This is a genomic window from Algibacter sp., assembly GCF_029245835.1.
In the GTDB taxonomy this organism is placed as follows: domain Bacteria; phylum Bacteroidota; class Bacteroidia; order Flavobacteriales; family Flavobacteriaceae; genus Algibacter_B.
This window is the reverse complement of the sequence record NZ_JAQWOO010000001.1, coordinates 37535-63200: the sequence shown is the minus strand read 5'-3', so window position 1 is coordinate 63200 and position 25666 is coordinate 37535. Positions and strand designations below refer to the sequence as shown.

Annotated in this window: 17 protein-coding genes, 1 tRNA gene and 2 pseudogenes; 13 read left to right on the top strand and 7 right to left on the bottom strand. The window is 30.9% G+C overall.

Translation table 11 applies throughout. From position 1 onward, the window contains the following. Nucleotides 1-11: 11 nt before the first annotated feature. From P8K68_RS00275 to P8K68_RS00235, 9 genes are all read left to right on the top strand, one after another. On the top strand, nucleotides 12-587 hold the full coding sequence (locus tag P8K68_RS00275; RefSeq protein ID WP_300247041.1) for a restriction endonuclease subunit S: 576 nt from the start codon (nucleotides 12-14) through the stop codon (nucleotides 585-587). Beyond that, a complete protein-coding gene (locus tag P8K68_RS00270; protein ID WP_300247039.1) occupies nucleotides 584-2068 on the top strand; it encodes a type I restriction-modification system subunit M in 1485 nt (494 codons plus the stop codon). The genes P8K68_RS00275 and P8K68_RS00270 overlap by 4 nt, the downstream gene beginning before the upstream one ends. Before the next feature lie 7 nt (nucleotides 2069-2075). Further along, nucleotides 2076-3269, top strand: a complete 1194-nt coding sequence (locus tag P8K68_RS00265; RefSeq protein ID WP_300247037.1) for a restriction endonuclease subunit S — start codon at nucleotides 2076-2078, stop codon at nucleotides 3267-3269. Nucleotides 3270-3280: 11 nt separating this feature from the next. Continuing rightward, nucleotides 3281-3589 carry a hypothetical protein gene (locus P8K68_RS00260; protein WP_300247035.1) on the top strand — a complete coding sequence of 103 codons (309 nt, stop codon included), beginning with the start codon at nucleotides 3281-3283 and terminating at the stop codon, nucleotides 3587-3589. Further along, on the top strand, nucleotides 3586-3879 hold the full coding sequence (locus P8K68_RS00255) for a hypothetical protein (protein ID WP_300247033.1): 294 nt from the start codon (nucleotides 3586-3588) through the stop codon (nucleotides 3877-3879). The genes P8K68_RS00260 and P8K68_RS00255 overlap by 4 nt, the downstream gene beginning before the upstream one ends. Before the next feature lie 11 nt (nucleotides 3880-3890). Beyond that, on the top strand, nucleotides 3891-5525 hold the full coding sequence (locus P8K68_RS00250) for an ATP-binding protein (protein ID WP_300247031.1): 1635 nt from the start codon (nucleotides 3891-3893) through the stop codon (nucleotides 5523-5525). Between the two features lie 109 nt (nucleotides 5526-5634). Further along, nucleotides 5635-10005, top strand: a complete 4371-nt coding sequence (locus P8K68_RS00245) for an RNA-binding domain-containing protein (RefSeq protein WP_300247029.1) — start codon at nucleotides 5635-5637, stop codon at nucleotides 10003-10005. Next, nucleotides 10006-13266, top strand: a complete 3261-nt coding sequence (locus P8K68_RS00240) for an HsdR family type I site-specific deoxyribonuclease (RefSeq protein ID WP_300247027.1) — start codon at nucleotides 10006-10008, stop codon at nucleotides 13264-13266. A 3-nt stretch (nucleotides 13267-13269) separates the two neighbouring features. Continuing rightward, nucleotides 13270-13974 (top strand): SprT family zinc-dependent metalloprotease, encoded by a 705-nt coding sequence (locus P8K68_RS00235; protein ID WP_300247025.1) that lies wholly within the window; start codon nucleotides 13270-13272, stop codon nucleotides 13972-13974. 88 nt (nucleotides 13975-14062) lie between these two features. On the opposite strand, the gene P8K68_RS00230 is transcribed toward P8K68_RS00235, so the two are convergent. Beyond that, complete coding sequence (locus tag P8K68_RS00230; RefSeq protein WP_300247023.1) at nucleotides 14063-14557, bottom strand: Lrp/AsnC family transcriptional regulator; 495 nt, start codon at nucleotides 14555-14557, stop codon at nucleotides 14063-14065. Between the two features lie 574 nt (nucleotides 14558-15131). On the opposite strand from P8K68_RS00230, the gene P8K68_RS00225 reads away from it, so the two are divergent. The 4 genes and pseudogenes from P8K68_RS00225 to P8K68_RS00210 all read left to right on the top strand — a co-directional run bounded on the left by P8K68_RS00225 (nucleotide 15132) and on the right by P8K68_RS00210 (nucleotide 20405). Then, a complete protein-coding gene (locus P8K68_RS00225; protein ID WP_300247022.1) occupies nucleotides 15132-15608 on the top strand; it encodes a hypothetical protein in 477 nt (158 codons plus the stop codon). A gap of 414 nt (nucleotides 15609-16022) precedes the next feature. Next, a pseudogene (locus P8K68_RS14870) lies at nucleotides 16023-17426 on the top strand (DEAD/DEAH box helicase); the annotation flags it as partial. Nucleotides 17427-17774: 348 nt separating this feature from the next. Continuing rightward, nucleotides 17775-18119, top strand: a pseudogene (locus tag P8K68_RS14865) (helicase-related protein); the annotation flags it as partial. A gap of 1656 nt (nucleotides 18120-19775) precedes the next feature. After that, complete coding sequence (locus P8K68_RS00210) at nucleotides 19776-20405, top strand: hypothetical protein (RefSeq protein WP_300247020.1); 630 nt, start codon at nucleotides 19776-19778, stop codon at nucleotides 20403-20405. Between the two features lie 1019 nt (nucleotides 20406-21424). On the opposite strand, the gene P8K68_RS00205 is transcribed toward P8K68_RS00210, so the two are convergent. The 6 genes from P8K68_RS00205 to rseP form a co-directional block, all read right to left on the bottom strand. Further along, the gene (locus P8K68_RS00205) at nucleotides 21425-21553 is read right to left on the bottom strand and encodes a hypothetical protein (protein ID WP_300247018.1); all 129 of its coding nucleotides are present in this window, start codon (nucleotides 21551-21553) and stop codon (nucleotides 21425-21427) included. 224 nt (nucleotides 21554-21777) lie between these two features. Then, nucleotides 21778-22038 (bottom strand): hypothetical protein, encoded by a 261-nt coding sequence (locus P8K68_RS00200; RefSeq protein ID WP_300247016.1) that lies wholly within the window; start codon nucleotides 22036-22038, stop codon nucleotides 21778-21780. 216 nt (nucleotides 22039-22254) lie between these two features. Next, nucleotides 22255-22608, bottom strand: coding sequence for a hypothetical protein (locus P8K68_RS00195; protein ID WP_300247014.1), 354 nt, complete (start codon nucleotides 22606-22608; stop codon nucleotides 22255-22257). Next, nucleotides 22605-23789: a site-specific integrase gene (locus P8K68_RS00190; RefSeq protein WP_366143715.1), complete on the bottom strand. Its 1185-nt coding sequence runs from the start codon at nucleotides 23787-23789 to the stop codon at nucleotides 22605-22607. Before P8K68_RS00190 ends, P8K68_RS00195 begins: the two co-directional genes overlap by 4 nt. Nucleotides 23790-24022: 233 nt before the next feature. Next, a tRNA-Asn gene (locus tag P8K68_RS00185) sits at nucleotides 24023-24096 on the bottom strand. A 73-nt stretch (nucleotides 24097-24169) separates the two neighbouring features. Further along, nucleotides 24170-25516 carry an RIP metalloprotease RseP gene (gene rseP / locus P8K68_RS00180; protein ID WP_300247052.1) on the bottom strand — a complete coding sequence of 449 codons (1347 nt, stop codon included), beginning with the start codon at nucleotides 25514-25516 and terminating at the stop codon, nucleotides 24170-24172. Nucleotides 25517-25666 lie beyond the last annotated feature (150 nt).

Genomic DNA, 25666 nt, shown 5'->3' with positions numbered 1-25666 from the left:
AAAGGATGTTTATGATTCAAAAACTCGCAAATATTGCTGAAATTCAGTTTGGTTCGTATGACAAACCCCAAGAAACAGGGAGCATAAAGTACTTACATGCTGGTCATTTTGATAAGCTTTACAAACCAACTAAGTTTGAAGAAAGCTTTATTGAGTTAGATGGTAAAAATGATAAATTCCTGTTGCAACCCAATGATGTTATTTTAGCTGGTAAAGGTCATCGTACTTTTGCATGGGCTTACAATCCTGATTTTGGTAAAGCTATCCCCTCCTCTTTGTTTTATATCATTAGAACAAAACCTTCAAAAGTCTTAGGTACTTATTTGGCACAATATCTCAATTCAGAAAAAATACAGTATAACCTTAAGCTAATTGGAGCTGGAGCTACTATTACATCTATTCCTAAAAGAGAACTGGAGGAAGTGTCAGTTGACATTCCTTCTCTGGAGGAACAAAAAAAGATAGTAGACTTTATAGAGCTTTTGGATGAGGACTTAAGATTAACACAAGATTTATTAGAAAAGAGAACAGCTCTTAAACAAGGAATTATAAATAAACTAATGAGTAAAAAAATATTAATGTCATGAAAAAATTAACACAACAAGAAATAAATAATCAAGTATGGAAAGCGTGTGATACCTTTAGAGGCACCATAGATGCCACCCAGTATAAAGATTACATATTAACCATGCTCTTTATAAAATACATCTCTGATGTAAATAAAGAAAAAAGAGCCGATTATATGGATAAATATAACGGCGACATTGAACGTGTAGAACGTGCCATGAAACATGAACGTTTTAAAATACCTGAAGACAGTTCTTTTGAGCATTTATACGAAAACAGGAATGCCGATAATTTAGGAGAACTCATCAATATTTCACTAGAAAATATAGAAGATGCCAACCGTTCTAAGCTGGAAAAGGTTTTCCGTAATATAGATTACAATTCAGAGCCTAACTTAGGACAAACTAAAGACCGTAATAGGAGATTGAAACATCTATTAACAGATTTTGAAGTATTGGATTTAAGACCCTCTAATCTTGAAGGTAATGACATTATTGGGGATAGCTACGAATACCTTATAGCAAATTTCGCCTCCGATGCTGGTAAGAAAGCTGGAGAGTTCTACACACCTTCTCAAGTATCTACTTTGTTAGCTAAACTAGTGGAGCCAAAAGAGGGAGACCGTGTATGTGACCCCACATGTGGAAGTGGTTCTTTATTATTAAAAGTAGCTGATGAAATTGGTAGTAAAAACGTAGCTCTAAATGGTCAGGAATTAAATGGTAGTACTTGGGCATTGGCACGTATGAACATGTTCTTACACGAAATGGATAATGCACATATAGAATGGGGAGATACGCTTAATAACCCTTTACTAAAAGAAAATGATGCCTTAATGAAGTTTGATGTGGTAGTTGCTAATCCACCATTTTCATTAGATAAATGGGGAGCAGATAATGCTAGTGCAGACCGATATAATCGTTTCCATAGAGGTATTCCGCCTAAAAGCAAAGGAGACTATGCTTTTATAACCCATATGATTGAAACGCTAAATGAACATGGAAAAGCTGGAGTTGTATTGCCTCATGGCGTACTATTTAGAGGAAGTTCTGAAGGTAAAATACGCAAACAGCTTATTGATGAAAACCTATTAAAAGCTGTTATAGGATTACCTGCTAACTTGTTTTTTGGGACAGGAATTCCTGCAACCATTTTAGTGTTTGATAAGAACAAAGGCGATAATACAGAAGTTTTATTTATTGATGCCAGTAACGAGTTTGACAATGCTAAAAACCAAAATAAGTTAAGTGATACCAACATTGATAAAATTTTTACTACCTATAAAAACTGGGAAACCGTTGATAAATACAGTTATATTGCTAAACTGGAAGAGATAATAGAGAATGATTACAATCTAAACATCCCTCGTTATGTAGATACCTTTGAAGAAGAGGAGCCTGTTGATATTAAAGCCACTCAAGAAGAAATTAAAGCTATAAAACAACAGATTGAAGAAGTGGAGCAAAAACTGGAACAACATTTAACAGCTTTAGGATTTTAATATGGAGATGATAGAAGAACATAAAGTTGGTTATAAAAAAACCAAAATTGGATGGATTCCAAATGATTGGGATTTAAAAAAACTGAATGATGTATGCGAATTTCGTAATGGCAAAGGGCATGAAATGATAATTGATGAGGAAGGTGGATTTGTTTTAGTTAACTCTAGGTTTGTTTCAACTGAAGGAGAAGTCAGGAAACATATTAAACAAAATTTAAGTCCATTATACGAAAATGAAATCACTATTGTAATGAGTGATGTTCCAAACGGTAGAGCTATTGCGAAATGCTTTTTAGTCGATAAAAACAACCACTATTCATTAAATCAAAGGATTGGTGCAATTAAAGCAAAAAAAATAAATTATAAGTTTTTGTTCTATTCTATTAATAGAAATAAGTATTATTTAAAATTTGATGATGGAGTTAAGCAAACCAATTTGAGAAAAGAAGAAGTTTTAAATTGCCCAATCCTTTATCCACCTATAAAGGAACAAGAAAAAATAGCTTCTATTTTATCCGATTGGGATAAAACTATCAAAAAAACACAAACTTTTATTGAGAAATTAGAGCTCCGTAAAAAAGGATTAATGCAACAGTTATTAACTGGTAAAACTCGTTTGAAAGGTTTTATTGATAATTGGCAGTTGTTGAAAGCTGAAGAATTATTTAAAAACCATACTGATAAGAATCATGATGGCACTTTGGAGGTTCTTTCAGCTACTCAAGACAAAGGAGTAATACCAAGAAGTGAAACAGGTATAGATATTAAGTATGATAAAAATTCATTATCAAATTACAAAAGATTAAATGTCGGTGATTTTGTCATCAGTTTAAGGTCTTTTCAAGGTGGAATTGAATATTCTAACTATGAAGGTCTTGTAAGTCCAGCTTACACTGTTTTAAGAGAGAAAAAGCCAATTTCTAAATTGTTTTATAGAGAATATATGAAAACCCAAAGCTTTATTAACAAGCTTAATTCTATGATTTACGGAATTAGAGATGGGAAACAAATAAGCTATAAAGAATTTTCAACTATGAAAATTTTATATCCATCAGTAGATGAACAAAAGACGATAGCTTCAGTTATTAAATTTACAGACCAAGAAATAGAATATCAACTAAGCTATTTAGAGCAACTAAAAGCCCAAAAGAAAGGCTTGATGCAACAGCTATTAACAGGTAAAATAAGGGTTAAAATTTAAAAAATAATAGTATGGAGTTAAAAGAATTTATATCAGAAACCATAAAGCAAATTGCTGACGGGTTAGTTGAAGGGCATAATCATATTAAGGAAAAATACGAAAAAAGTGATGGCATACAAGATGCATACAAAAAAATTCATTTTGATGTGGCAATCACATCTAGTGATGAGGATAAAATAAATGGAGGTGGTAAGATTAAAATTGCTTCAGTGTTTGATTTAGGAGCTAAAGCAGAAGGGACGAGTAAGACAACGAACCATAACAGGATTCAGTTTGAAACATTCTTGCATGTGAAAACTAAAAGTGGTTTTACAGGATGAAAAAAGTATTAGAATTAATAAACAGTTTAACACCAGCTCAAAAAGCAGAGTTAGAAAAGGATATGCAACAGTTGTATATAACATGTTTTGATAAAACCAAAGGGCAAATTGAAAAGCTGAAAGATGTTACAGTAAACATGCGTTTGCAAGATGAAGTATTCCTAAAAGTCACTTTTGAGTTTGATAGAGCTATAGGTGAACAAGGAACAGGCAGAATAACAGCTTTATCTAAATACCAAAATAAATTGGCATATGAAGCTGCCGTTGCTGCTGAACAAAATTTGAATTAAACATCAATATCATGATTGAAAATAGCGAGTTTGACAAGAAATCTTTAAAACTAATACAAGGGAAATCTGCTGATTGGAGCGAATTAGCTAAAGATTGTGTTTGCTTTGCAAATGGCAAAGGCGGCACTATAGCTATAGGTATAGAGAATGATATGGATAACCCCAATGCTTCTCAAAAAATCACCGATGCTCTTGTAGAGAAAGTAAATAAAACGATACCACAAAAAACTGTTGGAGTAGCTATTTCTGCATCTAAAGAGACTGCAAGTAATGGAGGAGAGTATATTAAACTACAAATTTTTAGAAGTCAACAAGTTATTGCCAGTACTACAGATGGCAAATACTATATAAGAGTTGCAGATGACTGTAAACCAATTATGCCTGATGAGCTAACACGAGTAGCAGCAGAGAAACAAGCATTTAATTGGGAAGAAAAGATAGTACGCAAATTGCAGCTAAATGAAGTTGACATTGTAAAATACAATGAATTTATTAAAGACGTTAAAACCTCTAATAGAGTTAGCAACTTTGTAAAAGAAATGTCCATTGAAGAACTATGCGATTTCTATTTTCTCTCAAAAGAAGGCGTGTTAACCAACCTTGGTGTTTTATGGTTAGGCAAGCGCAATGACAGAGCCCAATTACATTACGCACCTTCAGTACAATTTATAAAATATGATGAAAATGAAAATAAGGTTAATAAAATTGTATGGGATGATTTTAGGTTAAATCCCAAGGAACTATTGACTGAGATTATTAGTCTTTCAGATTGGAGAGAATCTATTGAAATTTCTGATGGTTTATTCAGAAAAAATATTCCCAATTATGATATTGAAATTATTAGAGAACTAATTGCTAACGCTTTGGTTCATCAGGTTTATTCAATGCGTGGTGACATATTTATTAACTTGTTTAGTGATAGATTAGAAATTCACTCTCCAGGTCTATTACCCTTAGGAGTTACCCCAAATAATATTATAAGTAAATCTGTTTATAGAAACACTCATCTAGCCAAAGTATTCTACGATTTGCAACTCATGGAAAAAGAAGGAAGTGGATATGACAAAGTATATGAGTTACTTCTTTTTAATGGAAAACCAGAACCTATTGTAGAAGAATGGGACGATAGAGTTGTTGTAACAATAAAAAAGAATATTATCAATAAGGAAGTTGTTAGATTAATGAGTAAGGTAAATGAAGATTTTCCTTTAAAACAAAAAGAAATTATAGCTCTTGGCTTAATTGCTCAAAATACATCTATTTCTAGTATTGTTTTAAGTAAGAAACTAAGTATTAGAAATGATGATGCTTTAAAATATTGGATAAACGGTCTACTAAAACATGATATAATACTCAGTAAAGGAAAAACTAAAGCAACAGAATATTATGTAAACCCCAAACTATTAAAACAATTAGATTTCAAAGGAAAGACTGATTTAAAGAATATAGAAACGCATAGATTAGAGCAATTGATTTTAGAAGATTTAAAAGTATATCAACCCTGTTCTATTGGAGACATCCATGAAAGGATTGGTAAAGAAATTAATAAAAAGAAAATAAAAAGACAATTAGATAAAATGATTGAATCAGCTGTAATAAAGGGTGCTGGAGATAATAGGTGGAGAAAGTATGAAATTATTTCTTAATTTCTATCGGACACCCTATCAGACATTCTATTGGACATTTAATGGTTATTTGTTCAAAAATGTCCGATAGAAAAATATAATTCAATGCCTTATAAAAACATCAAATAAAATGATATCACAAACTAGAAACCCTGTTGCCAAACAACACAGAAAATATTTAGTGGTAAGACAAAATGAAAAATCAACAATTGTCAGGGATGAAATTAACAATCAAGAGTATCCATTTAAAAAAGCTTATATACCAGAAGGGGAATATGTGATTTTATTTTTAAGTTCATTTAGAATGGATGGCTCAGTTATTTTTCAATATAGTGTTTTGAATGATTATAAGGAATCTGAAGCCTATCTCTTTGATATTATTGAAAAAAAAGAAAAAGGATTTGTTATAGAAAATAACGAGAATATCCAATTGTTTATTCCTTTATTTTATGAAAATAGTATTGTAAATAATAAGATTGAAATAACTGTTAAAAATTTCGATTTAGATAAAAATCATGTTTTTTTCGAGTCGGATACGAAACCTGATTTATCAACAAAAATAGACCCAAAAAATTTATTCGAAATCAACAAATCATATGATTTCAAAATTACCGCTCTTGAAGCAATTGATGAAGAATTTTCTATTTTCAATTTAGATTACGATGGTTATAAAACAACTGTAAGAACTTACGATTTTCAAAGTAAAGAAATGATTGGTTCTACCCTTCGTTGTATCGTTTTTAAAATTGTGGGCTACAAATTATATCTCCGACAAGATAAAAAGGCACTCCTTAGTAAGTTTTATAATGTTGGTAATAATTATAAATTTACCGTTAAATCATTAGAGAAAGACGAACATACAGATTATTATCGTCTTGAAGACAAATATGGTTTTACTCACCGTATATACTTAAATTACTTTTTAGAAGGTTCTAACAATAACATAATTGAAACAGAACAGGAATATTTTTTAAGAAAATTTGATGATTATGGCAATTTGATTCTAAAGTCTACGTCAGACCCACTAGGCAAATTTTATAATGTAGAAAACGTATTTAAGTCAATAGGATATTTTGAAAAAATCGAACCTTACTTCTATGATTTAGAAGAAGAACTTAAACTAGAAAAATATGAATCATCAGCTTTTAATAACCTGTTCGATTTATATCATTCTAACGAAAACACTTGGATATTTTCATATTTGAACTTCATAACCCAAAGTCATTTAAAAAATTTAATATATGAAAAAGAATATCATACGGCTGTAGATGTTTTAAAGCTAACAAAAAAGTTAGAGGAATGGATTCTTGAAGGCTCAGATTATTTAACAAACTTTGGTTCAGATAAGCAAGAACGCATTATAACAATGGCTGAAGGCGAATTAAAAAGAATTGAGTATAAGATTGAAGCATTGAACAAAATAACTTCAAACACTCACATAGATTATATAGAAAATATTTCAAAAAAAATTAAGATAAGTCAAAACCTAAGAACTAATTCGATTAATATTTTTAGAGAATTACTATTGTTTTCAGACGACTTAATAAATAAATCAACAGACGAAATTATTTCTATTGTTAATTTTCTAATAAAGAAAGGTAGTCTTGAAATTTATGACTATAAATTCTTTAATAACCTTCTTAGCTTCAAAATTAAAAAAGTAAAGAAAGAGATAAACCTAAGACTCAAGCAAAGAAATTATCAAATGAATGAGGTTGATAGAAATGGAATAGTCCAAATTATTCAATTTATTCTTCTTCAAATTACTCTTGATAACAAGACTGAAAATATTCAAGGAAGTATATTAAACTCATCAGCTTTGTTTAGATACTATAGCTACCTAGATTCAAATGTAAACCATAAAAGAGCCTTAATAGTTAAGGCAATTGAGTGTATAACTAAATCTAATTACTTAAAATTAGATACTGATGAAATAGATGAGTTTAAAATAGAAAAATATCTAGGAAGGGATGATATTAAAATTATATGCCCTCCAAAAGACTCTAAAAATTATAAAAAAGTGTATGTCAATGAAGGTTTAATATGTCAATCAAAAAATGGTTTACATCTTATTAACTATAAACACTTTAAAGTGAATAGCAACTTATACGGTATAACTAATATTTCGAGTTACGTAAACAACAATATTAACATATCATCTACATTAAACCTCGATATAAGATTATCAAATGTAAACAATATCAAGGAGTATGCTTATAATTGGGCAGAATATTACTCCGATGTTAGTGTTAAACATTCAAAAACAATTTCTAATGTTCATGTTGGTGATTTAGTAAGGGTAGAGGCTAAAAATTACTATAAAGATAATGATTCGGTAATTTTTGTTAGAATCATAGAAAACACCTCAAAAGGTGAGGGCATTCTAGCAAAAAGTAGTTTAACAAAAAATTTTCTTGATGGATTAAAAGGCATTATAAATCCTGGCGATATTTTTGTTGCGGAAGTAAAAGACATTGATAAAAAAGGACTCCAGTTTCAATTGATTAACCAAGTAAACGAGATATCTAAGAATTTACATGAAGACGGTGATGACGTAAACGTTCTAATTGTAGAGATTACAAGAAATTCTATTTTTGTTTTAACTGAAAAAGGCTGCTCTGGTCATTTATTTGATAATCACAGTGAAGATTATAAAATCGGAGATGTTTATAATGCCAAAATAATAAACTATTCTGATGAATATAACACGTACAATGTTGAACTAAATACTCAAAAAAATATAATTCTTAATTCGAAGACTCTGTTTAGAAACCTTCTCGAATCATCAATAATAGAGCAAAATAGTAATTTAGAAACGGATTCAAGTGATGGCTTAGATGGAAATAAGAAGCTAATTGAAGATTTAATAATGAGCTTGGAAAGTTTAGCCTTTCTTGAAGATAAAAAGGAATCAAAACTTGAATTATACTATGTTATAAAGCTTATTTGTTCAATTATAAAAAGTTCGAGGTCTTATTATTTCGATTCGTTAATAAAAAACATTGAGGCTATAGATGACTTTAAAAATCTAGACTATAAAAATACATTTAGCCAATTTGATTTCATAACAGATTTAACGTTAGAAAAGTTTCAATCTTTATCTCAAATAAATGAAAGCTATAAGTTACTTAGTTGCTTCAATGATGTAGATTCGATTTCTCAACTAATCTCAGTTTCAAATGAAGACTATAGCCCCCTAAATAAAAAACTCAATGATTTAATCTTAGCTCATAACCTTCTTGTAAAAAGCGGTATAACAGATAGCACTATTCTTTCTTCAACAAAAAAAATAATATATCAAACAGTGTCTGATGATATGAGTGAGCCAATTATAGATATCACGGACAGCAGTTCTGAAGTAAATGAAGATGATATTCTTTCTGAAGAAGCATCACTTGGAAGAGAAACCAATACAATAGAATTTAAAACATCTGTCTTTTTCTTTGCTGAGACGAGCAAAATTAATAAAAAGGAACAAGGATTTATTATTATGAAAACAATTGCAGGTTTTTTAAATGCGGATGGAGGAAGTTTGTTTTTGGGAGTAAATGATTATGGTTTCCCTATTGGATTAGAAGAAGAATTTAAAATTCTAAAAGATGGTAATCATGACACTTATGAAAGATATATAAGAAAATTAATTGTAGAAAACTTTAACAAGGATGTAAATGGTCAAATTGAATTCAATTTTTCAAAATTAAATGACACAGAATACCTAGAAATTAGTATTCCTGAGTATGACATACCTGTAGCTTTGCGAGAAGAGTTTTATCAAAGGCAAGGAAATGAAACGAGGATTCTAAAAGGTAATGACTTGTTCTTATTTTTTAAAAGAAAAGAAAATATACTAAGTAATCAAGTAGTTGAAGAACCAAGTGTTTCTTACGGTCAACAGGCTATTAAATTTGATTTTTATAATAACCAAAAGTCGGAATCTAAAAACATTCAGTTTTTAAATTCTAATGGAAAAACTAAAGAAATTGCATTTCTGTATTTTTTAGTAGGTGGAAAATATATGTTATCAAAACAATATTTCAATAGTAATATTATTGAAAATAGTATTTCAATATTTGAAGAGGATAAGAAAAAATTTCTAATTCAGGCATATGATAATACATGTGTAAATAAAATTAAAATCAGAACATTATTAGACCATAGATTTGATTATCAATATAGCAATAGTAAGTTTTTGGATGCAAAGTTAATTTTGTTAACATTAGCTAAAGATGTTGATATTATTCAGCTTAACATTTCAAAAGACAAGAAAAGATATGTAAAGCTTTATGACGTAAAGAACATTTCTGTTCATGACCAAATGCATTTGAAAGGAAATAAAATTATTCAAGAAACGATAGATAGTTTAGATTCAGTAAGAATATTAAACTCTAGCCATCGAGACCCTCTAGAGCGACTAATTTATAAGTCTCGTCAAAGAATTGGAAAAGAAGAGAGCAACTTGAGTTTTAAGAATGAGTTTAATTACTTAAATACAATCAAATAAATGAACACTCCATCATTTTTAGAAGACCATATTTCGCAAATTCCAGCAATTCAGTTGCTAATAAACATGGGATACAACTATGTGTCTCCAGAGCAAGCTTTAGAATGGCGAGGAGGTAAAAAATCTCAAGTACTATTTGAAAATGTTCTTAAAACACAGCTCAAAAAGATTAATAGCATACAAAGAAAAGGGAAAGCCTATGAGTTTTCAGAATCAAATATTACTATTGCTATAAGAAGCTTAAAAGAACTGCCAATAGAAGAAGGTTTTTTAAATGCAAATGCAGCTTTTTATGACCTAATCACATTAGGCAAAGCCATGGAGCAAAGTATTGATGGTGACAAAAAAAGCCATACGTTGCAATATATTGATTGGCAAAACCCAAGCAATAATGTTTTCCATGTAACCGAAGAATACAGTGTATTACGAACAGGAAGAACAGACACATATAGACCAGATATAGTTTTATTTATTAACGGAATTCCTACTGTAATTATTGAATGTAAAAGCCCTTCTTTGAAAGGCACAAAATCACCAACAGAATTAGCAATAGAGCAACACATTAGAAATTTCAGTAAAAAAGGGATTAGGTCACTATATATCTATTCTAATTTATTAATGAGTATTGCCACAAATGATGGTGGTTATGCAACCACAGGAACCAGCAAAGAATTTTGGGCAAAATGGAAAGAACAATTTGCCAATAAAGATGCTGAGTCTAATTATTGGAATGAATTAAAAGTTTTAAAAAACGAACCCTTAAAAGAAGCTGTTAAGGATGTATTTTTTGCGGAACGGACTTTTGGATTCAATTATGTGAGACGTTATTTTGATGGATTGGAGCAAGAAGAACGACCTCTAACCAAACAAGATGAGCTACTATATAGCTTATGCAGACCAGACCGCATAATAGACATTATTAGAAACTATACATTATATGATGAGGGTATAAAAAAGGTAGCAAGATACCAGCAATATTTTGCGGTAAAAGACACCTTAAAACGAGTTACGCATTTTGATAATACAGGGAAGCGACAAGGCGGTGTTATTTGGCACACGCAAGGAAGTGGAAAATCACTTACAATGGTTATGCTTGCTCAAATGATTGCTTCGAGTCCAGAAATTTCAAATCCAAAAATTTTATTGGTTACAGATAGGATTGATTTAGATGACCAGATTTCAGACACCTTTAAAAAATGTCAAAAAGAAGTTAAGCAAGCGAAAACAGGTTCTCACCTATCAGAGCTTTTATTAGATAAAAGTGATGCTATAATAACAACCATTATAAATAAGTTTGAAGCAGCTGTAAAACAATGCAAACAACCTTTCTTATCTCCAAATATATTTGTGATGATTGACGAAGGGCATCGAACCCAGTATGGAACTTTTAATGTGAGCATGCAGCGAGTATTTCCTAATGCTTGTTTTTTAGCTTTTACAGGAACTCCTTTAATGAAAAAGGAAAGAAGTACCGCCAACAAGTTTGGAGGCTATATAGGGCTTCCTTATACCGTTAAAGATGCTGTTGAAGATGGAGCGGTTGTGCCTTTACTTTATGAGGGAAGACACAACTTAATAACGGTTGATGAAGACCCTATAAACAGGTATTTTGATAAGCTTTCAGAACCTCTTTCAGATTACGGTAAAGCTAATTTGAAAAGGAAATTCAATACCATTAATGAGCTGAATAAAACAGAGAAGGTTATTTATGCTAGAGCATGGGATATTTCAGAACACTATAGAAGCTTCTTTCAAACAGAAAGTGATAAGTATAAGCCTAAAGCTCAGTTAGTAGCACCGAGTATTAAGACCGCATTATTATACCATGAAATTCTGAAAGATATTGGCATGGTTTCTTCCGAAGTCATTGTTACCCAATCTGACCAGCGAGAAGGCACCGAAGATGGTTTTTATAATGTAAATGAAGAAAAGGAAAGAGAGGATACTTATTTCAATGCTATGATTGATAAATATGGTGACTTGAAACGATTTGAGAAAAGTGTTATTACTCAGTTCAAAAAAAGAGAGCATCCAGAAATATTAATTGTTGTCGCCAAACTATTGACAGGTTTTGATGCACCAAACAATACTGTTTTATATTTATGTAGGTCTTTAAAGGAACATACTTTGCTGCAAGCAGTCGCCAGAGTAAATCGTGTATTCCCCGGGAAAGATTATGGCTATATCATTGATTACTACGGGAATTTAGAAAATTTAGATAGTGCTTTAAGTACCTACTCTGGATTAGCGGACTTTGATGAATCTGAGTTAGAAGGTACATTGACCAATCTTAATGAGGAGGTTAAAAAACTGCCTCAAGCACATTCTGAACTTTGGGATATATTCAAGACTCTAAAAGACAAGAATTTAGAACCTACAGCTTATGAAGAATTACTATCTCCAGAAGATATTAGGAATAATTTTTATGAAAAACTAAGTCATTTTGCTAGACTTTTAAAGATGGCTTTATCTTCGGTAGACTTTGTGAATAATACCCCTGAGAAGAAAATAAACATGTATAAGAAGGATGCGTTATTCTTTTTAAAATTACGAGTTGATGTAAAAAGGCGATATAACGATGACTTATCTTATAAGGAGTATGAGCCACAAATACAGAAGCTTATTAATAAGCATATTTCTACAGAGGGAGAAATCATGAAAGTTACTGAGCTGGTTAATATTTTTGATAAGGAAGAACGAGAGGCAGAGATTGAAAAGATTACTGGCAAAGCTGCTCAGGCAGACCACATATCAAGCCGAACCATTAAGGCTATAAATGTGAAGATGCAAGAAGACCCAGTATACTATAAAAAACTGGCAGATTTAATAAAAGAGACCATTGAAGAGTACTACTTAAAACGAATTACTGAAGCTGAATTCTTGAAAAGAGCAAAAGAGCATGAAGATAGATTTTTACATGGTCGGTCTGATGATGCTCCTGAAGAATTAGCAAACAATGATGCAGCATTAGCGTTTTATAATTTTAGTAAATCGGTTTATGAGGATTCTAGTTTATTAAAAACACCATTTCATATTGAAGTCAGTTTAGCTATAGATAACACAGTTAAAGCTTATATCTATTTAAATGGAAATAAGATTATAGAATGGCATAAGAACAATGATATTACAGGAAAAATAAATATTGAATTGGGAGATGCCCTATACGAACTTTTAAGAAAATTTGATTTAGATACTAACTGGAAAAAGATTGACCATTTGATAGAAGAATGTATGAAAGTAGCCATATTGAAATATAAGTAATTTATGAGAGACCAGATTCAATACGGAAATACCATAATAGACTTCGATTTAGAATTTGCAGAGCGCAAAACATTAGGAATAAAAGTGTACCCTGACAAGTCGGTTAATGTTGTGGCACCTAAAGAGAGTTCTATTGAGAGGATCAAGGAAAAGATTAAAAAGAAAGCACCTTGGATAATTAAACAACAAGACTTCTTTTTATCCTTTCATCCGTATACACCCGAACGTAAATTTATAAGTGGAGAAACTCATTTATATTTAGGAAGACAATACAGATTAAAGCTTCATTTAGCTGAAGATGAAAAAGTAAAATTGGCAGGAGGTTATATCCAAATCTATTCTAAGAACATTGAAGACAAAAATGTGATTCAAAATAGTTTAAAACAATGGTACAAGGACAGGGCAGAACAACATTTCAACCAGTTGTTTAATGAACTTAAACCTATTTCTAAAAGCTTCTATAATGAAGAACCTGTACTAACTTATAGATGGATGAAAAAACGTTGGGGAAGCTGTGATAAACACGGTAAAATACATCTAAACCTAGAACTTATCAAAACACCTAAAAAGTGTATTGAATATGTTATTATTCATGAGCTTTGCCATTTAAAATATTTGAATCACAGCAATGCCTTTTATACACTTTTAGAACAAGTGTATCCAGATTGGAAAGCTACTAAAGATAGACTAGAGCGGTTGATGGTTTAAGAGTTTAATATTTTCAGATAGAAAATAAATGTTTTAATAAAACCGGTTTATTTAATTTAGGGCAGCCGAAGCTGCCCCCAAATTAACTTTAACCAATCAATGATATTGGCTTTTTTGAATTATACTCCTCTCCAAGCTCCCAAATATGAAACTTGATAGGAGCTTTTGTTTTAGATGTAATATCTATCCAAGCCTCTCTAAACTCTTCTTGGTCTCTAAATATAGCAATAGACATAAATCTAAGTTTCTCTTGAAACAGCCCTAGGATCTCTTCTTGCTTGATTTGATTCGTTTGAAGTATTTGAGGACAGTCCGCAATAGCCTTTAAGTATGAAAACCGGTCGTTAGGAGCAATATTAGCCACTAAGAGAATTTTAAAATTAAAGTGAAGCTTTTCCCAATTTAAAGGATAACCTGGCTGTAACAAATAGTCCTTTTTAACGAGCTTCCTGACTCTTTCTAGTGTTGCTGGAGGACTTAGTTCAATTAGTTTTGAAAGCTCCTTGTTAGTGATTAGTGCGTTGACCTGGAGTATCTCGATAATCTTGTAATCGAACCTATCCAAATTTCGTTTTCTTGGCATGTTAAATAATTTTAATGTTAGTAATAAGGCACCCGACTATCGACTACCAACTTTAGGTGGGGGAGTGATTTATGGGCAGGTGGGAGAAAACAGAATTGAGTGCTGAAAAAATTTTTTTAGAATTTTTTCTCAGAATAATAGTTAAGAATACTAAATCATTTAAAGTTAGAATAAAAGTTGTCAACTTATTATATGCTAACTAATTTTGTTTTTAACTAAGTCCCGTGTTGAGGTTATTCAGAATGCAGAACATGCTGTTTAATTCCAAATAAAACTTTGTAAATATTCACATATAAATTTGTAATAAAAAACTACATTAAATAAATATTTTACTACATTTGGTTTAATATCAGACGGAGGTATATCGCTGTACTCTCTCCCTCTTTATTTATTGAATTGATTATTAATGAATTAAGTTTCAATAACATAAATATTGTCGTAAAATTCTAAAATTGAGTTTTATGATTTATAGAATAAAATGAACAAATATTCCTATTATCCCGTAATAATTAATGGATAATGTTAGTTTTTGTTACACATATTACGAGTTGTGTTTAATTTGAAACAAACATAGATGAAAGATAGAGAGGAAAAGATAAAACCGACTGAAAAATTAGACGCAGTTCTGACGTGGCTCTTTGACAATAAAGATAATTTGGATTGTTTTTATGGATATGGATTGACAAGGACTTATTCCAAGCCAAAAGAAATGACTTTAACAAGAAGGGAAGTGACTAATATACTGAATAAACTTTACGCTGACGGATATCTAAATTTAAAAATGCAGGGAACAGAAAGTGTTTCTCAGAACGTAGATGTTGCTCATTATTCAATAAATTTTAATGGAGAAGTTTTTCTTCAAAAAGGTGGTTACACAAAGGAGTTTTCAAACAGAAAATTAGAACTAAAAAAGACAAAACAAGACTTAAAAACATCGCAAAGGAACGACAGGATAATTAAGAACGCTTCTATTTTTGCTGTAATACTTTCAACATTAGTTCTTCTTTTTGAGCTTTATAAATTTTTTTGTTCAACTTGTCACGCTTCCTAAAGTCTTTTAATTGTAGAATACATAACTTACAATATTCTCTAAATAACCTACCAAACAAAATTTAAAAAAAAAAAACGATAGGGTCGATGCTCTTTTGCCCACAGGAACCATAATAGATTTGCGTCTCTTTATGTAAAAATTCTAAATCTAGAACCTCTGATAATCTGCGGTAAAAATTGTCTCTCGGAACTCGTGCGCTCAACTGGAAATTGTTGAACAACTTTTCTTGAAATATTTTGTTGCCTTGCATTACTAAATATACGAAATTTCTGTATATTTAGCAAGGCGTTGTGCAACAGGCACACCGTATAAAAATAATTGCGGTTTAGTGCTTAATCAAAGGGCGTTGCAGAATAAACAAAATTAATATTTAAAATATGATATTACACAAATTATGAAAACCTAGAAGCATCTATGATTATTTTAAAAGGCGCATATTATATAGACGAATTAAATCAATTGCTTCGTCATAGTTTTGGTTATAATGTTTTATTGAAATTTTATAATGATAATAGCTCTTGTTCTATTACAAATGCACCAGAGTATATTAATCAAAGTGAAGTGCCGCCTTTACTAAAAACAGCTTGGAATATTTTAAATCGTGGTGATGCTACACGAGCTTCATTAAAATTAAGTTCATATTTATTAGATACATATTTTCCCAATCATGAGCCATTTAATTTTTCAAAGTCAGAAATTAAGGCGCAATTAAGTATTGGCGACAACTTTTATCCATCTGATTTGGCTCTTGTTTTGGAAGGATTTGCTTTTCTGGATGATAACCAGGTTAGCGATTTAGGACACTCTACTTACAATATTTTTAAATGTATAAGAAAAGGAATCGTATTTAATCAATTTCAAAAAACCATGTTGTTGGTGTTAATGGCGAATCCAGTAGAAACCAATTTTAAAATTATAGGATTATCAGAAGAAGAGTCGAGCTTATTACAAGACGATTTAAATGAATTATTTACAGCGCTGAATGATTTAAGTGAAAAAGATGAAATTAAAATACCCTTACTTAAAACAAACGAGCAAAACAATATGGTAACAATCTCTCTTAACAAAGAGAATACTGATGCCATACAAATAGTGCCACTATCAAAAGGTGAAAATTCGACATTAAATTTTAAAATATTAACAGACCGTCAAATTAAGTATCGAAAATTAGGAAAGGTAGTTATCACAGAAAAGAAGATGTCTAATGGCGAGCGTAGTGAAGTCCATAATTTTGAATATAGCACTAAAAAACAGGAAGAGGGATTAGAATACCTATTACAAAATATTTTCAGGAAAGTTAAGTTCAGACCAGGTCAAGAAGCCATCATCAATAGAGCTTTAATTGGTCAAGATGTTATAGGGTTATTGCCAACTGGGGGTGGTAAATCGTTAACCTTTCAAACATGTGCTTTATTGCATCCAGGGGTTACTATTGTAGTTGATCCTATTAATTCCTTAATGAAGGATCAATATGATAAATTGATTGATAATGGTATTAGCAATGCAAGCTATATTAACTCGTTTAATTCGCAAGAAGAGCGAGAAAATCGTATGCAGAAACTAGTAGAAAGTAATTATTTAATATTATTTGTTTCGCCCGAAAGATTCCAAATGGAGAATTTTAGACAATCGCTGTCTAGTTGTAAAGATTTGAATGTTTATTTCAGTTATGCGGTTATTGATGAGGCGCATTGCGTATCTGAATGGGGACATGACTTTAGGCATGTGTACTTAAATCTGGCTGAAAATTTAAAACGACATTGCTCATCAAAAACAGGTAAACTTACCATTTTTGGATTAACGGCTACCGCATCCTTTGATGTATTGGCAGATGTACAAAGAGAGCTAGATTTGAAAGAAGAAGCGATTATTAGTTTACCTGCTGAAGCGATTGATCGTGAAGAGTTGAATTTTAATATCATTCCAATTTCTATTGAGGTTCCCGAGGGATTGGAATATTATGATAGAGAGCGTAGACTTGGCGATAGTAAATATCCGGTTATTAAACAGTTTCTTAGAGATATACCAGCTCAAATCAGTACTCTAGAGCGGAAATATGGTTATATTAATGAGGTACCCGATTTTTATGGTCAAACAAATGATGAGTACAAAAATGCTGGAGTTATTTTCTGCCCAACTAAATCAACTAAATTACCAAATGGTGTAATGCATTTAACCTATGGTAGGGAACTGAGCAAGAAAAAAATAGGAAATAAACTAGTTCCAAACTATGCTGGGAATGGATTAAACGAAATCCCATTTTTAGAGGTAAGAACGTTTTTTGGAGGAGGAAATGATAATACTATTAAGAATAACGCGATAAAATCCCAAGCAGAAGAATCTTTTAAAAATCAAGATGATTTTATTAAGAATAAAGCTAACCTGATGATTGCAACCAAAGCATTTGGTATGGGAATTGACAAACCCAATATTCGATATTCCATTCATTATTCTTTTCCAAATTCTGTTGAGAGTTTTTACCAAGAAGCTGGTCGTGCAGGTAGAGATGGTAACCCTTCACTATGTTCTATAATATATCATCCTATAGATATTGAGACAAATTATGATTTTTATAAAAATGCTTTTAGAGGCATCAAAAGAGAACGTCTCATTATAGACGAACTACTGGAAGAGATTCAATATGAAGATGGTTTTTATGTCAATGTATTAAAGCAACAGATAAGGGATAAATTCCCTGAAGTTAAATCTGTAAATCTATATAAGGACAGATATATTTATATAAATGGACCATGGCATGACAATCCTGCACAACGCATAAAAATTGGATTATTAGATTTACAAAGAAACCTGCGCAGTTATGACAATGCAACACAAAACTTTGACTTTAATAAAGCAAAAGAAATATTAGAGTTTAGTAGACAAAGATTAAATGAAGCCTGCGAAGGTCAAGACTACTTAGCTTGGTTTAAAACGAAATCTGCAGATGGTATTAGAACGCTTATTGAAAGCGGTGCTAATGAACGATACAGCCTAAAAATCGGGTTTACAAATGGGATTGTTTCCAAAATGAACGAGGTAATAAAAAGTATTGGATACGATGATTTTGAAGAACGAATCATAAGAGCAGCGTATAATTTTAGTACAGATGAAAATGATTTTCCTGAAAGTATAAGACACCATTATTATGATTTTCAAATGAATACATATGGCTTTGCCAAAAATGAATTTGACCCCAATCCAGATACATTGCAGTTCTTAAAAGATAATTTCTCAAGAATAAGAAATACTCAAGATACCCAGCGTGCTGTTTATAGGTTAAATATTTTAGGAATTATTGATGATTATGTCATTGATTATGTTGGGCATCTTATTGAAGTACGTTTTACTTCAAAAAGCAACAAGGAATACAAGAGTAATTTTAAAGCTTATTTAAGACGTTATCTGGGAATTGAAACTACAAAAGCATGGCTTAATAAAATAAAAAAAGTAAGAGAAAATTCTATACTAACCCAGGTTTTATATGTTTTGATTGAATTTATAGAAAGTGAGATTTCTGATAAAAGAAAACGATCTATAGATTACATGAAAGAGTTATGTGAAGTGCATTTGAATGAAGGTGAAGATGAGTTTCGTGATAGAATGGTGCGCTACTTTACTTCTAAGTATGCTCGACAAGATTACTTACCAGCAGACACAGAGAAAGGTACAAAAGAAAATTGTGCTATTGTAAAAAAATATATAGGGTTTATCGATAATCCACCCGACGGTTTAGGTGGTCAAATTGATAATGCAAAACATTTACGTGGTGCTTGCGATAATTTACGTATTAACATGGTTGAAAATGCTAGTATAGATTTATTAACTGCATTTAGTCTTTTAGCTTTGGAATTAAAAGAGGAGGACACCATTGAGAGTGCCAATGAAAAACCTTTAGTAGAAAAGGCTATTGAGTTATATAGATCTGGGTTTAAACGAATGTTGAGAATTGACCCATGGCAAGAGGTAAAATACTTAATAACCTTATTTAATACAAAAACGCTTGATTTTAATTCTGAAATAGAACCGCTAATGAATGAGCTTTCTTCTGAATTATTAGTGAATAGAACACATTTTAAATTGAAAGAACTTATAGATAAAATATCCGCTCTCGAGGAGGAGGAATCTGATAAATAACAAAATAATTAATTTTAAAATTAAAACATCATAATGTCAAAAAATATAGAATTACAAGAAGAATTTGAAGCACTTATTAATGAACTTGAGCGATTAAAGTCAATTAACGAAATCACTTCTGAAAATAGCAATAATGCAAAAAAAACGATTGATGCGATAGAATCTTTTGTTCAGTCGGTGACCCTTTTTAAAAAGAGTATAACAGAAGACTACACATCTAAAAAGAAAGATTTCGAGGTCATTGAAAACTCATTAAATGAGACTTTAACTACTTTAAATAGCAATGTTGAAAAACAAACTAAAAAGTTTGAAAATTTGGCAAATAACTATACTATTGAATCTAATAAGACTCTAGAATCGGTAAAAGAAAAATTGGAAGTAAAAATTAAAGATTTTGCATCCGAGATAAATGCACTTAAAGAAAAATTAGAAACAGATATTACAGAGTTTACAAAAGTGACGTCTAAAGAAATAGAAGACCAATCAATAAAAATAAATAAATTAATAATCAATAATCACAATGAGGTTTTAAAGCAATTTCAATTACTAAATACCAAAATAGAAACAAATAAAACACAGGTGAAAAAACTGACTTTTATTATTATTTCTTGTATTGTGTTAGCTGCATTGTGTTTTAGCTTTTTGTTATATAAATATAGTTAATTGTATATACACCCTTATTGGAAGAGGAACAAAAATGAAAAAGCGTATTAGAAATATTAGTATTTTAATTGCTCCTTTCTTACTTATGGTTATAGTAAATGAACGTGCTCGAAATACCATAAATGAGAATCCATATTCAATAAATAATATTATGGCAATAAATTCCGCTGATAAGGTTGCACATAAATGTACCTGGATTTGTCATAACAACACAAGCTTTTGTAAAGTAAATCATGTACGATACCTTAAGAAGTATTTTGGGTTTACCGACACCATATATTTCGGGGCAATAAGCCTCTTGTTTTCAACAGGGAATTACGGCTTAGCTAATATTATTTTTCTTGTGATTTTAGCACCACTAATAATGTGGCTTTTGTTAATCAAATCACTTAATATTCAGGATAAAATAAATAAATTGAGACGGACCAATGTTTAAACTTATCGAAATTAGCAAAGAGCTATATGCGTATTGTACTGATTTTATAATCAATATCGCTAACATATTCAATCTTTCATATTATGAGATTAACTTCCTGATATTTTGTTTAATCTATCCCCTATTGACTTTCGGACTTCTTCTACTATATTTTATTCAGAGGAGAAGATTAAGTAAAGTAACCAAAGAGCATCCCTTATTATCTTAGTGTTAACGGTATCCATTTGAATTATTTTTGAATTAAGGTCGCTATAATATTCTTCTTAGCAGCTCTTAAAGTAATGGTACTTAGTCAAAATACTCATAATTAATTGTGTTACTCGAATTGTGATAATGGACTAGAGCACTTTTGGGATAGTTCTCTTCATTATATGTATACTCACTGCTAAATTTAAATATACCATATTCAAATTTATCCTCCATACTAGATTTTAAATTATTTTTTAAGAACGGAAAATCCACTCCGGAATTTATATTTGCTTGAAAATGAAATTCGGGACCACCAGGACTATAAGTCCAAACGCCACCCATTACAGTTAAAAAGTGATAAAGGTAGATTGAATTTAACTGCCCATAAAATGGATTAGGCTTTTTGGTCGTAAGTATATCTGTAAGCCGCTAGAATATTTTCATTATTATCAAATGTATTTATTTCTAATATATTTTGGTTTTCATCATAACTAAATACAATGTAATAATCAGACCTAATCATTTTACTTACCAACCCATAATCGTTTAAAATTAATGTTTCATACCCATCATTTACGGTTACAATATTGCCATTATAAGAAAATAAATATCCCGTAGCAGCAATTAATCTATTCTCTGAATCATATTCATAATTACGGATATGTTTTTCATAATCCTGGGGACGATCACGTTCATAAACCCATTCTAAGATGTTATTATTTGAATCATAACGGAAATCATGCTTTCTTATAAATTCAGCATATATAACACCATCCTTCTCTTTGTTAAAGAGTCATAAACCCTTATCAGTAGATTGTTTTGATTATAACTATAATCTATATTATTCCTTTGATAACCCTGATCATCTTCAAGAAGATCGTAATACTGTCTTTTTACAAGGTTTTTACCATTTTCCGGAATATTATTTTCATCGTTATTGCTATCCTCTGTTGAACAAGAAATGATTAAGCAGATAACCAAAAGTGTAAAAACAATATTTTTTTTCATAATTCTATTAGTTTTATTATCAATGAAGTTTTTAATCAGGTTTAAAATTGAAAGAGAATATTACAAAAGTGACTAGTTTTAATTATAGTTTCAATGGTACATAGCTATAAATTATATCCGAAAGAATTTTACGGAATACCGTACTGGCACTTTTCAAACTTACAAAGAAAGAAGGCTACAAAAATACTAACATTACTCTTGCTTTCATTTCATTTTTTAAATCTCTTTATATATAAACCTTTTACCTTCAAAATACCCTTCAGCAAATTCTCGGTACTTAACATCTGAAGCATCAGAACAAAGACAGCACATGTAAATTTTAGAGAATAGGCGGCTCTCGCTAGACCCATATTCAAACTTCCAGTCGCTTATTAGCTTATTTTGACAATAATCTCTTAATGATTTAAGGTAATAGTGTTCATAAAACGTATGCCTATTATAAAGATCTATCTTATCCTTCTCGTAGGTTTGAACAATAAAAAACATGCCTTGAATCCTATCGCTTGAATAGTGCTTATTAATGTTTTTTACAAAATGGTTTAGTTGTTCTTCAAAGTGTTTAATTTTCATAATTTTTGTTTTAGTGTGTTAATAGCTTGACTTATAGACTTATTTACTATTTTTCCATAATAGGATTGGGTTATTTTAAGAGATGAGTGCCCAAGTAATTCACTTACTATCTCCATGGGTACCTCGTGATAAAGTAATACTGAAGAAGCAAATGTTTTTCTAGCGATATGATGAGTTAATGGTATATGAATGCCTACTATATCCCCTATTTCCTTTAAATAAGAATTCATTTTTTGGTTACTTATTTTAGGTAATATAGCATCCTCACCTTTATATTTTAATAAGATTTTCTGGGCTTTGGGAAGCAAGGGAACATTGATTACTCGAGATGTCTTTGCTCGCGTCATACGAATCCATTGAGCTTCATCAAACCCTTTTATTATATGCGTAGCGTTAAGATTTGACATCTCATTGTAAGCAAGTCCTGTGTAACAACAAAAGACAAACAAATCTCTCACTATTGCCAATCTCACTTGGGAAAATGAATGCTTTTCTAATACCAATAATTCCTCATAGGATAGAAAAAGAACCTCTTTAAAAACGCGCCCTGGTTTATGTAGTGCAAACGGATCTTTATCAAGATACCCTTCAGCTACAGCAATCCTAATAGGTTTTCTGAAGCGCTGAATAGCCTTATTAATTGTTATTTGTTTATGGTTTAATTCGGTCTTGAGGTAATACTCGAAATCAGAAAGAAACTGGAGGTTAAGCTTACGTAGCTCGATATCTCCAACCTTATATTTATGTTTTATAAATGAGGCTACATTACCGTATACATAATATGATTTTTTATACGTTGATTCCTTAATACTTTTCCCAATTAGGTTTTTAATATTAACAAGGTATTTTTTAAAATAACTCAAGACGTTATCTTCCTTATTGCTAGCTCTACCAAAATATAAGTTAACAATATCATTAACTCTAAATTCAAATTCTTGTAATTGCAGTTTTAGATAAGTCTTCTGAATGTTTTGTGTAATTAAGGATAATTGAGTGTTAATGAAATTACTGTTTACATCTTTTACCGATACCTTTTGAGTCTTAGAATTCCAATGAATTGGGTTCACAAAATGTCCCGTTGAGAATTGTTGTCTTTTTTTAAGGAATGTGATTCTACAATAAAGAGGACAGACTCCTTTTTGATTAGTTTTAGCCTTGTTCAGATAGAACAAAACGGACATGGTTAGATGTTTCATTACCAATTGATTTTAAGTTAAACAATTGGCATACAAGTCGGATTTTAGAATGGGATACCTAGCTTTTTAAGTGGGATACCTAAAAGGATACCTTTTTCTTCTAATAAAGTTGATAAATTAAGTTTTATTGGAAAATGCAGTTAGTGCAATAAATACAGCCACAGCATGGTGTAAACAAAAAAATCCAACCTATTTTCATAAGCTGGACTTTAATTTTGCTCCTTCTCTTGGGCTCGAACCAAGGACCCTCTGATTAACAGTCAGATGCTCTAACCAACTGAGCTAAGAAGGAGTGTGCTTTTTTTACTAAGCGAGTGCAAATATATGTTGTTTTTTAATTACTGCAAATATTTTTTAAATAAATTTTATCCAAAAATCGCTTTATAAATATCATTCCCATTTGCAAATAAAACTAAAGCTATTAAAAGAAAGAAACCAACCATTTGCGCATACTCCATAAATTTGTCTCCAGGCTTTCTTCCAGACACCATTTCATAAAGTAAAAATGCTACATGACCCCCATCTAAGGCAGGAATAGGCAGTAAATTTAAAACCCCTAACATAATGGATAAAAATGCTGTAATACTCCAAAATACTTGCCAGCTCCAAAAGCTTGGAAAGATATCGTAAATAGCTTTAAAGCCCCCTACTCCTTTATAAGCCCCTGTGCTTGGTGTGAAAATAGCGCCTAATTGATCCCAATAGGATACTAATTTATCTTTAGCCTTATTTAAACCAACAGGAATAGACTCAAAAAAGCCGTAATCTTTAACATCATAATCATAATATCCTAAAGCTTCCAATGTTTTTGATGTTGATTGTCCAGCAACTACTAATCCTAACAAAGCATCTTCACTAACCTTAAGAGGCAATATGATTTTTTGTTCCTCTCTTTTAACCGTGGCAGAAACTGTTTGACCTTTAAACTTTTCTAATGCTATTTTAACCTCATCAGTATATTTAGTTGGGTAATCATTTAAACCAACAATTATATCGCCTTTTTTTAAACCACTTACTTTATTAAAAGATGTATCTGGAACTTGAACCACAATAAAGGGTTGTCTTAATTTTATGAGTCCTTTTTCTTTGGAATCTAATAATTGTGCTAAGAAATCTTCTGGCATTTTTATGGTTGACTGAACCCCATCTCTTTCGATAAGAATTTCTTTCCCAAATAATACTTTCTCTGGAATCTCAGAAAATGTCTCTATCTCATCGCCATCTACAGCTAATATTTTATCACCTGTTTGTAAACCTGCTTTAATAGCAACCGTGTTTTCAATTTCTAATCCGTCTTTTATGTTTTCATTTGGCAGAAAAGTATCTCCATAAAAATAACTCATACCAATGTAGATGAAAATGGCTAATAAAAAATTAACCGTAACACCACCTAACATAATAATTAAACGTTGCCATGCGGGTTTAGAACGAAACTCCCAGGGTTGTGGTTCTTGTGCCATTTGCTCAGTATCCATGCTTTCATCAATCATACCAGCAATCTTCACATAACCGCCTAAGGGCAACCAACCAATACCATAAACAGTATCACCAATTTTCTTTTTAAATAATGAAAACTTTACATCAAAAAATAAGTAAAACTTTTCTACTCTAGTTTTAAACGCCTTTGCTGGGATAAAATGCCCTAATTCGTGTAAAATAATAAGCAACGAAAGACTTAGTAAAAACTGAGAAATTTTTATAACAAATTCCATATATAGATTAACCATTTTTTATAATCGTGCAAAAGTAAGCTTTTAAACCAAGTTTAAAAAGTCATTCGTCTAATGGAATCTGATTTAACAATAATTTAAGCTTGCCATACATGGATTCAAAGTAAAAATCATCGTATTTTTACAGGAGTT

What these genes read in the sequence shown, in the direction of transcription:
- P8K68_RS00275 (WP_300247041.1), top strand. Translation starts at nt 12, where the DNA reads ATGATTCAAAAACTCGCAAATATTGCTGAAATTCAGTTTGGTTCGTAT.
- P8K68_RS00270 (WP_300247039.1), top strand. Translation starts at nt 584, where the DNA reads ATGAAAAAATTAACACAACAAGAAATAAATAATCAAGTATGGAAAGCG.
- P8K68_RS00265 (WP_300247037.1), top strand. Translation starts at nt 2,076, where the DNA reads ATGATAGAAGAACATAAAGTTGGTTATAAAAAAACCAAAATTGGATGG.
- P8K68_RS00260 (WP_300247035.1), top strand. Translation starts at nt 3,281, where the DNA reads ATGGAGTTAAAAGAATTTATATCAGAAACCATAAAGCAAATTGCTGAC.
- P8K68_RS00255 (WP_300247033.1), top strand. Translation starts at nt 3,586, where the DNA reads ATGAAAAAAGTATTAGAATTAATAAACAGTTTAACACCAGCTCAAAAA.
- P8K68_RS00250 (WP_300247031.1), top strand. Translation starts at nt 3,891, where the DNA reads ATGATTGAAAATAGCGAGTTTGACAAGAAATCTTTAAAACTAATACAA.
- P8K68_RS00245 (WP_300247029.1), top strand. Translation starts at nt 5,635, where the DNA reads ATGATATCACAAACTAGAAACCCTGTTGCCAAACAACACAGAAAATAT.
- P8K68_RS00240 (WP_300247027.1), top strand. Translation starts at nt 10,006, where the DNA reads ATGAACACTCCATCATTTTTAGAAGACCATATTTCGCAAATTCCAGCA.
- P8K68_RS00235 (WP_300247025.1), top strand. Translation starts at nt 13,270, where the DNA reads ATGAGAGACCAGATTCAATACGGAAATACCATAATAGACTTCGATTTA.
- P8K68_RS00230 (WP_300247023.1), bottom strand. Translation starts at nt 14,557, where the DNA reads ATGCCAAGAAAACGAAATTTGGATAGGTTCGATTACAAGATTATCGAG.
- P8K68_RS00225 (WP_300247022.1), top strand. Translation starts at nt 15,132, where the DNA reads ATGAAAGATAGAGAGGAAAAGATAAAACCGACTGAAAAATTAGACGCA.
- P8K68_RS00210 (WP_300247020.1), top strand. Translation starts at nt 19,776, where the DNA reads ATGTCAAAAAATATAGAATTACAAGAAGAATTTGAAGCACTTATTAAT.
- P8K68_RS00205 (WP_300247018.1), bottom strand. Translation starts at nt 21,553, where the DNA reads ATGATTAGGTCTGATTATTACATTGTATTTAGTTATGATGAAAACCAA.
- P8K68_RS00200 (WP_300247016.1), bottom strand. Translation starts at nt 22,038, where the DNA reads ATGAAAAAAAATATTGTTTTTACACTTTTGGTTATCTGCTTAATCATT.
- P8K68_RS00195 (WP_300247014.1), bottom strand. Translation starts at nt 22,608, where the DNA reads ATGAAAATTAAACACTTTGAAGAACAACTAAACCATTTTGTAAAAAAC.
- P8K68_RS00190 (WP_366143715.1), bottom strand. Translation starts at nt 23,789, where the DNA reads ATGTCCGTTTTGTTCTATCTGAACAAGGCTAAAACTAATCAAAAAGGA.
- rseP (WP_300247052.1), bottom strand. Translation starts at nt 25,516, where the DNA reads ATGGAATTTGTTATAAAAATTTCTCAGTTTTTACTAAGTCTTTCGTTG.